This window comes from Dolichospermum lemmermannii CS-548 (assembly GCF_028330815.1).
GTDB classification, from domain to species: Bacteria; Cyanobacteriota; Cyanobacteriia; order Cyanobacteriales; family Nostocaceae; genus Dolichospermum; species Dolichospermum lemmermannii.
Map to the genome: position 1 here is coordinate 1 of NZ_JAQMTJ010000039.1, position 4,340 is coordinate 4,340.

7 protein-coding genes are annotated in these 4,340 nt (G+C 38.1%); 3 read left to right on the plus strand and 4 right to left on the minus strand.

Annotated elements, in window-relative coordinates; all coding sequences use genetic code 11:
* Positions 1-52: 52 nt before the first annotated feature.
* A complete protein-coding gene (locus PN450_RS01940; RefSeq protein ID WP_271835257.1) occupies positions 53-355 on the plus strand; it encodes a type II toxin-antitoxin system HicA family toxin in 303 nt (100 codons plus the stop codon).
* Positions 355-588, plus strand: coding sequence for a type II toxin-antitoxin system HicB family antitoxin (locus PN450_RS01945; RefSeq protein WP_015079756.1), 234 nt, complete (start codon positions 355-357; stop codon positions 586-588). Before PN450_RS01940 ends, PN450_RS01945 begins: the two co-directional genes overlap by 1 nt.
* A gap of 266 nt (positions 589-854) precedes the next feature.
* On the opposite strand, the gene PN450_RS01950 is transcribed toward PN450_RS01945, so the two are convergent.
* From PN450_RS01950 to PN450_RS01965, 4 genes are read right to left on the minus strand one after another with little or no spacing between them, the layout of a single operon-like run.
* Positions 855-1,154: a helix-turn-helix domain-containing protein gene (locus PN450_RS01950; RefSeq protein ID WP_271835258.1), complete on the minus strand. Its 300-nt coding sequence runs from the start codon at positions 1,152-1,154 to the stop codon at positions 855-857.
* Positions 1,151-1,462: a type II toxin-antitoxin system HigB family toxin gene (locus PN450_RS01955; protein ID WP_271835259.1), complete on the minus strand. Its 312-nt coding sequence runs from the start codon at positions 1,460-1,462 to the stop codon at positions 1,151-1,153. The genes PN450_RS01950 and PN450_RS01955 overlap by 4 nt, the downstream gene beginning before the upstream one ends.
* A 29-nt stretch (positions 1,463-1,491) precedes the next feature.
* Positions 1,492-1,716, minus strand: a complete 225-nt coding sequence (locus PN450_RS01960) for a type II toxin-antitoxin system VapC family toxin (protein WP_015079754.1) — start codon at positions 1,714-1,716, stop codon at positions 1,492-1,494.
* Positions 1,713-1,874: a hypothetical protein gene (locus PN450_RS01965; RefSeq protein WP_168633541.1), complete on the minus strand. Its 162-nt coding sequence runs from the start codon at positions 1,872-1,874 to the stop codon at positions 1,713-1,715. Before PN450_RS01965 ends, PN450_RS01960 begins: the two co-directional genes overlap by 4 nt.
* 237 nt (positions 1,875-2,111) lie before the next feature.
* Between PN450_RS01965 and PN450_RS01970 the strand changes: the two genes are divergently transcribed.
* Positions 2,112-4,163 carry a putative Ig domain-containing protein gene (locus PN450_RS01970; protein WP_271835260.1) on the plus strand — a complete coding sequence of 684 codons (2,052 nt, stop codon included), beginning with the start codon at positions 2,112-2,114 and terminating at the stop codon, positions 4,161-4,163.
* The last annotated feature ends 177 nt before the right edge of the window (positions 4,164-4,340 follow it).

Consider the following 4,340-nt stretch of genomic DNA (forward strand, 5'->3'; position numbering starts at 1 on the left):
AGTAGAACGGCTTGAATAATTCAAAGTTTGTAGTGAGGAATTTATTCCTCATTTGAGGGCTGAAGCCCTTACTACGAAATCATCTCCAGATTTTTTACATTACTTAATCTACTTTGATTTATTTTCGTCTACTTACTTATGGCAAAAAGCTAAAAATAGTCCAGAAAATCTAACTTTTGATGAATTTGAAACTCTCCTCATTCAGAATGGGTGGGAATTTAGTCGTCAAAAAGGAAGTCATCGTTTATGGTATTCACCGAGTGGCAAACCTTTACCAATTCAACCTCGTAAAGATGGAAAAGCAAAACTCTATCAAATTCAGCAGTTCTTTGAATATCAAGAGGGAAATCAGTAATGACTTTAAATAATTATAATTTTAATGGCTTTACAATTAATTTATATATTGATGAACAAGGAGATTGGTTAGCACATTTCCAAGAAATACCTAACATTTCAGCTTTTGGTGATACTCCCGAAGAAGCTTTGCAAGAACTAAAATTAGCCTGGGAGTTAGTGAAGGAAGATTATCAACAAAAGGGTAAAGAAATTCCCTTTGCTCCTGTGCGTAGAAAACTGTACTCTTCATGAAGCGATTCCTGCGGAGCGCTTCGCTATCGCACTCCCATCATCCCAAACAGCGAACTGCTTGCAGCAACGCTTCGCTATCGCACCTCCTCGACATCCCCAAAAGCGATTCCTAGGTCGCGCTTCGCTATCGCATTCCCACATCCCCAAACATCGAACTGCTTGCAGCAGCGCTTCGCTATCGCACTCCCCCTATTCCTAAAAGCGATTCCTAGGTCGGGCTTCGCTATCGCTCCTCCCATCATCGCAAAACAGTGATCTACATTCTATCATCCGTGAGTCATTTCATTTAAAGCAGTATTAATTATTTCTTCACTAACTCCATGATGTTTTAAATTGTCAATAAAAGTAGAAATGCCTTGATTACGACTTTCTAAATAATATAAAATTGCTGCAATGGGCGATGGAGGTTCAATAGGATAATTTTGTTGTTCATAAACTTCTACTAAAGTCGTTAAAATATCTAATTTTTCATATTTTGGTGTATTAGGTTCAGCCTCGAAAATTTGTTCAATTTCTTTTAAGGCTTGTTGATAATCTGCTTCTGTTCTAATTGGTTTTAAGTTCATAATATCAAACCTCCATAAATGATTGTAGCATCTATCTTGTCATATTCTTGATGGGTACCAATAAAACGAATAAAAATAATCCCAATCTCATAACGAATGTGGACAATTAAACGATAATTATTACCTTTAATATTAAAGACTAATCGATTATTAGTAATAATACTGGCATTAGCATAAACTTCTTTAATGTCTGATGGACTTTGCCAATTTGCACGGGTAGCATCATCAAACCATGCTTTTAAAGGCTGTTCTGTATCAGGATATTTTTGCCAATATTCTCTTAGGGTACTCCGAGCAATAATTCTCATTGTAATAATATTATTTATCAAAAATTAGTTTACTTGGCATTTGCAGTTTGCGCTAACTGATACCATTCATCAATGGGTAAAGGCAAAACTAATTTATTGACACTAGATTTAACTGCTACTTCCCAAACAGAAATTGCTGAAATTAATAAGCCATTTTGGGATTCTTCACTTTCAATAGCTTCTTGCGCTGCTTGTGATAATTGACTAGGCTCATGAAGCAACCATAGCCAAATATGGGTATCTAGAAAAATCATTCTGCTAATGCTTGCCAAAGTTCAGGCATAGGTTCATCAAAATCACTAGCAATGGTAATAGGTTTTCCTTTGAGTGGGTAATTCTTTGTAGTGTTTATCTGTTGTGAAATTAGATCAATGTTTCCTGCTTTAAATTCTAGAAACTTCCATTCCATCATCCCTAAAAGCGATTCCTACGGTCGAATTTTCGCTCTCCCACATCCTGTACACTCTGAGTTCATATATATTCATCATGATTACAGATTATGTTTAATCATGACTACAGTATTATTACTGAATTTAATACAGTCAGTAAATTGGAAAATCTGTAGGGGCGCAGGGCCTGCGCCCTTTCCAATCCCACCAATCCCACAATTGCCACCGCTACAGCCGTAGGAACAATTACCAATGATGATGTGGCAGTCGTCAACAATGCACCAATAGTTGCTAACCTAATCGCAGATCAAAACGCCAAACAAGGAAACGCTTTCAACTTCCAAATTCCCACCAACACCTTCACAGATATTGACGCTGGTGATATTCTCACCTATTCAGCAACCTTAGGAAATGGTAATGCTTTACCAAATTGGTTAACCTTCAATTCCACAACTCGCACCTTTAGCGGTACTCCAACTAATGATAATGTTGGTATTCTGAATGTTAAAGTAGCAGCTACAGATAAAACAGGAGCATCTGTTAATGATACGTTCACTATTAAGGTACAAAACGTGAATACCGCACCCATCCTCAAAAATCAACTTGTAGATCAAACAGTTAAGGTCAATTCTACCTTTACATTTACACTACCCAAAGATACCTTCTCCGATCCAGACGCAGTTAATCCCTATAAAAACCTCGTCATCTTTGGTGATAGCCTCTCAGATACAGGTAATGCCTACAAAGCATCTGGTAACACCTTTCCACCATCACCTAATTATCAAGGTCGTCTTTCTAATGGCTTAATTTGGGTTGATTACTTTGCCCCTGATTTACAATTTACAAACCCATCAATTCAAAATTACGCCTTTTTGGGCGCAAATACAGGAGTAAGTAATACTTTTGGGCAAATAACCGTACCTGGATTATTAACACAAATTCAGCAATTTAAAACTGTAAATACCAATTCCATTGGTAGAGATGGACTGTATGTAATTTGGGCTGGTGCTAATGATTTTCTGAATCTTGCCACAGATCCTACTCAGGCTGTGACTAATGCAGTTACTAATATTAGTAGTGCAATTACAACCTTAGCCGGATTAGGTGCTAAAGAAATTGTTGTTGGCAATTTATCAGACTTGGGTGCTACTCCTTTGAGTATTGCTAATAACAATGTAGCGAATGCCAGAGCAATTTCTATTGGTTTTAATGCAGCTTTAACTCAAGCTTTAACTAACTTAGAACCAGCCCTCAATGTTGATTTATCTTTGGTAGATATCTTTGGTTTGAGTACAGCATTTCAGACTAATCCTGCTAATTACAAATTCACGAATATTACCCAACCTCTAATTACAGTCACTACTCCAGTTAATCCTGATCAATATGCTTTTTGGGACGATGTTCATCCCACAACCAGACTGCATCAGTTAGTAACAGATACATTTGAAAATACACTGCTTAATGATGCAGTAATTCCTGATTTAATTAAATATTCTGCCACTTTAGCTGATGGTAGTAAGTTACCAGATTGGCTGAATTTCAACTCCACAACTCGCACCTTTAGTGGTACTCCCAACACAGGAAATGTCGGTAAATTAGATGTCAAGGTAATTGCGACAGATAAAGCCGGGGCAACTGTCAATGATATCTTTACTCTCGCAGTCAACCAATCTACAACTGTAGGAACTCCAGGAGATGATAAATTAATTGCCACTCCTGGTAGTCAATTCGATGGTCAGAACAATATTGTATTTACAGGTGCAGGTAAAGACGAGGTAGACCTTTCCACTGTATCTGCTTTTCCCAACTCAGGTAACAATATCGTTGATCTGGGTAGCGGTGAAGATACAATTTTTGTGAATAAGGGCGATCGCGCTTTTGGTAGTGATGGTAATGATACCTTTGATGCTAGAGATGGCCAAGGTAATAACCGGATGTCCGGTGGTCTTGGTAATGATACCTTCTATTTGGGTAGCAATGACCGGGCTTTAGGTGGTGATGGTAACGATATCTTCAGAGTTGGTCTTGGTGGTGGTAACTTAATTTCCGGTGGTGCTGGCGCTGACCAATTCTGGATTGTCAATGCTGAATTACCCTCTTCGGCTAATACCGTGCTTGACTTCCAACTGGGGACTGATGTGATTGGGATTAGTGGTGCTGTCAGTTTAGGTATTACCACATCCACACTCAAGTTAAATCAAGTTGGTGCAGATACTGCGATTGTCTTCAATAATCAAACTCTAGCTACTCTGACGGGAATTCAAGCCAGTAGTTTGAGTTTGACAGATCCTAAACAGTTTGTTTTTGCGTAATAAGCATTTAGGAGGTAGGGGTAAAGCAAGAGCTTTATTGGTGTCAACTTAACGCAAAATCTTCATCCCGCAAGGAACTCAAGTTCCTTGCTAATAGCGAAAGTCATCTAAAAGATGACTAAATACTAGGAAAATTCATTAGTCCGTTTTAACGGACTTGAGCTATGAGACAGGGAA

Coding starts and splice junctions, on each gene's coding strand:
- PN450_RS01950 (WP_271835258.1), bottom strand. CDS start 1,154: ATGAACTTAAAACCAATTAGAACAGAAGCAGATTATCAACAAGCCTTA.
- PN450_RS01965 (WP_168633541.1), bottom strand. CDS start 1,874: ATGATGGAATGGAAGTTTCTAGAATTTAAAGCAGGAAACATTGATCTA.
- PN450_RS01960 (WP_015079754.1), bottom strand. CDS start 1,716: ATGATTTTTCTAGATACCCATATTTGGCTATGGTTGCTTCATGAGCCT.
- PN450_RS01945 (WP_015079756.1), top strand. CDS start 355: ATGACTTTAAATAATTATAATTTTAATGGCTTTACAATTAATTTATAT.
- PN450_RS01955 (WP_271835259.1), bottom strand. CDS start 1,462: ATGAGAATTATTGCTCGGAGTACCCTAAGAGAATATTGGCAAAAATAT.